Raw genomic sequence first — 4,668 nt, 5'->3', positions numbered from 1 at the left:
ACGATTTTCTTCCCAAAGCGATGCCGCGCAGGCCGCGCTCGGCGGCATTGTTGGACATGCACACACGTCCGTCATTAAGGAACAGCGTGAAGGCCGCCCAGCGCTTCAGCATGTACTGGATCGCCTTAGCCAGGTCATGCCCGCGCGACAACTTGGTCGCCTGCTCTCGCATGTAGACATGGAGATCGTCGACCAGAGGCCGGCTTGAGGCATGTCGAACCGCAACGCGCTCCTCCGGGCTCTTGCCGTTGATTGAGCGTTCGATTGCAAACAGCGCGTCGATGCGGCGAACGACCTCGATCGCGATCGGCGAGAGAGGTATCTCCTTCTTGCCAGCAGCCTTGCGCCGGACGTTCTCCTCGATGTCGGCCATGGCGAAGAACGGTCGACGAGCGTGCACCCAACATGCGGCCTCGCGAACAGGTCCCGGTTTTCGGTCCGCCAGATAGAGCTTGTTGTAGCCGTCGTAGGCGTCGGCCTGCAGGATACCGACATATCCCGCCAGATGGGCTTGGGGATGTTCGCCACGCCGATCGCGCGAGTAGTAGAACATCGCCGCGGGAGGCCCGGCGCCGCCGAACGGTCTATCGTCGCGAACATACACCCAGCAGCGCCCGGTGTCGGTCTTGCCTTTCGCCAGCACCGGCACTGTCGTGTCGTCGCCATGCAACCGCTCAGCCGCCATCACATGGGCTTCGAGGAGGCGACGGAGGGGATCGAGCGCCACGCAGACCGCGCCCACTGCATCGGCAATCGTCGACAGCGCGATCGGCGCGCCCTCCAGCGCATAGCGCTCGGCCTGGCGGTTCAGAGGCTGGTGCTGTCCGAACTTCTCGAACACGATCATCGCCAGCAGGCTCGGGCCCGCCCATGCGCGTGGTATTGAATGGAACGGCGCCGGCGCCTGGCTGATCTTCTCGCAGTCCCGGCAGGTGAACTTCTCCCGCACCGTCTCGATCACTTTCCACTGACGCGGCTGAGATTCAAGCGTGCGCGTGACATCTTCGCCGAGCTTGCGCAGGCGCGTGCCTCCACAGCATTCGCACGCTGTCGGCGGATCAATCACCACGCGCTCGCGAGGCAAGTGATCGGGGAACGTATTGCGCTCGGCGCGCCGGCGCGTAAATCCGCGGACATTGGTCGCCCTGGCGACTGCCTGTTCCGCCGCCAGTTCGTCTTCTGTCGCGCTCGCTTCCAGCTCTTCGAACACGAGCGCCAGTTGATCGATCAACCGCGCCGAGCGTTCCGATTTCTGGCCGTAAACCTGACGCTCGAGTTTCGCGATCCGCAGCGTCTGCTGCGCGATCAGCGCCGCATCTTCCGAAGCCTTCGCGCGCGCCACCGCCAGCTCCGCTTTCAGGGCGGCGTTTTCTCGGGCAAGAGCGGCGCGAGCGGCATCCATGAGACGAAGTGAATCATAAATTTCGCGATTTGTGGCGCCCCAAAATGCACGCGCCCCGCATTTTTTCACCAGTGCGTGCAGATTATCCGGCGCTTTTGGGTCGCCATGTCAGTTGTGGATTCCGCCAGTCTATCCCTTCGAGCATATACGCCATCTGCGCCGCCGAGATCGACACCGCGCCGCCTGACGCCGACGGCCAGATGAACTTTCCGCGGTCCAGTCGTTTGGCGTAAAGAGACAGCCCGATGCCGTCGTGCCAGAGGATCTTCGCCAGATCGCCGCGCCGGCCCCGGAAGATATAGAGATCGCCGACATAAGGGTCGCGCTTCAGACTCTCCTGAACTTGCAGCGCAAGCCCCTGCATGCCGCGCCGCATGTCGGTGTGGCCCGTTGCAATCCATACCCGAACGCCGCTCGGAATCGGGATCATCGCCGCGACAGCGCCTTCAAGACACGCGTCAACGCCGCCGTCTCGACGTCCGACCACACAAGAATCCGTTCGCCCTCGGCGAGCACGATCTCAATCTGGCCGCTTGATCCCAGCCCGGATTCTTCCGCCGCTGCCGCAGGAGTAATCCTCACCGGTAGGATCGGCGCGAGTTTCTTCGGCTCGGCGGGCTCCAAGCCGCACTGCCGACGCCAGGTGAACAGCTGGTTGGCGTTCAGATCGTGCCGTCGCGCGACCTCGGCGATCGAGGCGCCATCTTCCAGGCTCTCGTCGATGATCCGGCGCTTCTCATCAAGGGTCCACGATCGACGCCTGCGCCCGGGCGCCGCTCCACCATCGTCCTTGCCGTCCGACATCCGCGATAGTGTCCGCTTGTATTAGAAATGGACACGATCACCGCGTCATTCATGCGCAATCTATCCAAGCGCGCCGCGCTCAGCGCCAGACGGTTCTCGCCGGAGGCTTACATCGCAACTCGCTCCGCTGGCATCGATCACTCCCTTGGATTGCCAAAGGCGCGACCTAAACAGGCCAGCGGAGACCGCCATCGCTGCACGAAATACCCCGGGCGGGATTATCTCGTTACGGTGGGCGGCTTCATCTCGTAATGGTGGGCGACATCATTCCGTTACGACGGGCGACATCATCTCGTTTTGGTGGGCGGCTTCGATAGGAATCAGCATTCCAGATGGCGGAAAGTCGCAATCCCCGTCCAATGCTCGGCGAGAATTTGCTGCTGATGCCCCAACTGCTGATGGCCCAACTGCGGCCCCCACCGGCTGCGAGCGCTCGACGCGTCGACACCAGAATGGTCCCTTCGTCGAAAAAGCCGCTCGTTTTACTGATTTGTCGCGCAGCTGATCAGAACAGACATGGATTTGGCTCGGTCGGCGAGGTCAGCTGGCTGGAGATGGTGCAAGGGTGTGCTCGCCGTTGAATACGGCACGCCGTTGGCTTCCAAAAAATTAACCAGCACCGATGTCTTGATCGCAAAGTTCACATTTTGAGCGACATCATTCGTCGCCTGAGCCATTTCAATTACGTTAAGCTTAGCAACGACTACGCCCACCACATCACCCTCTTGGTCGAGCACCGGACCGCCACTGTTGCCGGGCTGTATAGGAGCCGTGATCTGAAGATATTTGGCGTCATTGCGAAGTCCCGCTAACGCGGACACGTTTCCGGTCGTAAAATTGCCGCCCGTCGCAAGGATCCCGGTGAGGGGATAACCGAATGCCGAGACGCTTTCCCCGAGCCGAACTCCGGCCCGAAGTGAGGCAAACACGCTCGGCTTGGAGTCGGTTTTTATCAGAGCCAAGTCATCTGCTATGTCTCGCGTTGTCACGGCGGCAATTACCGGTTTTGAAAGCGCGCCGCTGACCTGAACGGCGTCGCATCCCTCGACGACGTGCGCATTGGTGATCACAAAACCATTCTGCGAGACAAAGAAACCGGTCCCTGTGGATACTCCCGCCCGTGAGTTAGGCTTTCCACCGTCGTCCGGCATCTCCCTGGGTTGCGGCGCGGGTGGAATAGCGACAGTATTCAACTGCATCAGAGAAGGGTCCATGGCAAAGAAACGAAGTTTGCCCTTGCCCCGCTGATCGAAACTTCCGACCCACACAAAGCCCTTGCCGCCTGCAACCCGATACACGGGCAGCTGCATCCGTGCCGAGTTGTGAAAGTCTCCAATCAGATCGACGAGAACGCCAGCGTGAACAGAGCCACCTTGGGCAAGCACGTTCAGTTCAGGCCGATTTAAGGGCTGCAGGTCGATATCGTTCCAAGCGGCGAGCAGCGCCATCAAACCGCCCGGTCCGTCCGTCATTTTCTTCATTTGCGGCGCAGACCCGAACCGCGTCGAGAGCCGAGTAAGCTCGTTTTCAATCTCCTGAATTGTGAAATGTGCGGGCTGGATGAACTGGTTGATATAAGCGACGAACCCGTCGGCCGAATGCACAATGGTCGTCGTTACGCTGACGTTTTCTCCATTGATGCGCTTTCTCTGATTTCGTACGCACCACGTGAAGCCGGGGTAGTCCTCGCTGGGTCTGCATTTATACGATCTATATGCACGTGACGCGGGGTTGACCGAGCCTCCGACGGCCAACCCGTCAACAGAGAACCTCTGGTCAGGAGAAACCGTAATCCCGTATTGTTCAGCATTAGTTGGGCTTGAGGCGATTGCGAGGCAACCCAGCAACAAACCCGTTAAAAATAATCTTGCCATGCTCCAACTCTCGAACCCTGATTCTTGGCACTATGCTGAGCTGATGGCTTACGCCTGTGCTCCGGGCTTTGAGTGTGATCGTTCGTGTTGCGCGTCACAAATCAATTGTGCGCCGTAATTGTGGCGCTGTAAATGAGTGCGAACGCATGGCAGGTGCTGTGGCGGCGAAGTCGTCTACAGGCAGATCGATTTGAGCAGTTCGCATCACACTGCCAGTAATCCGGTCGGTTGCTGTTCGAACCTAACGATGACGGGCGGTGAGACCCCTGTCGTCATAAAGAGCGCTTATAATGCTATTTTGGGATTTAAGTGCACACTAGGAAAAATCCACTGAAAGCTCGAGCGCCTTCGCCTAGCCAGCAAATTTGCCGACGGAAAAATTGCCGATGAACGGCGTGGGTTCGATCACGACCGACCGTGTGAGGTTGCCGGTGTGTCGCCGTTTGCCCCTGCCGTCAAGGTAGCCGACGGCTGCATTGACCCAAAACCTGTAACCCCCAACGTCGAAATGAAAAACGTTTCGTCGTCGCCAACCCATGTGCGCGCTTTGGCGCTCGCGGCGGCATACGGTTTGAACCAGCATGATCG

Annotated in this window: 5 protein-coding genes; all 5 read right to left on the bottom strand. The window is 59.6% G+C overall.

Translation table 11 applies throughout. The annotated features are described in order from the left end of the window. Nucleotides 1-1,402: IS66 family transposase (locus tag QZ964_RS19325; RefSeq protein WP_292533652.1), on the bottom strand; the 1,402-nt coding region annotated here is incomplete at its 3' end. An 82-nt stretch (nucleotides 1,403-1,484) separates the two neighbouring features. Further along, nucleotides 1,485-1,832: an IS66 family insertion sequence element accessory protein TnpB gene (gene tnpB, locus QZ964_RS19320; protein ID WP_292533651.1), complete on the bottom strand. Its 348-nt coding sequence runs from the start codon at nucleotides 1,830-1,832 to the stop codon at nucleotides 1,485-1,487. Continuing rightward, complete coding sequence (locus tag QZ964_RS19315) at nucleotides 1,829-2,206, bottom strand: transposase (protein ID WP_292533650.1); 378 nt, start codon at nucleotides 2,204-2,206, stop codon at nucleotides 1,829-1,831. Before QZ964_RS19315 ends, tnpB begins: the two co-directional genes overlap by 4 nt. A 482-nt stretch (nucleotides 2,207-2,688) precedes the next feature. Further along, on the bottom strand, nucleotides 2,689-4,080 hold the full coding sequence (locus QZ964_RS19310) for a serine protease (RefSeq protein ID WP_292533648.1): 1,392 nt from the start codon (nucleotides 4,078-4,080) through the stop codon (nucleotides 2,689-2,691). A gap of 352 nt (nucleotides 4,081-4,432) precedes the next feature. Next, the coding region (locus QZ964_RS19305) for a hypothetical protein (RefSeq protein ID WP_292533647.1) at nucleotides 4,433-4,668 on the bottom strand (236 nt) is incomplete at its 5' end.

The sequence above is a fragment of the Methylocystis sp. genome, assembly GCF_021731785.1.
Lineage (GTDB): Bacteria > Pseudomonadota > Alphaproteobacteria > Rhizobiales > Beijerinckiaceae > Methylocystis.
The sequence above is the reverse complement of the archived record's forward strand: the minus strand, read 5'-3'. Positions and strand labels throughout refer to the sequence as shown.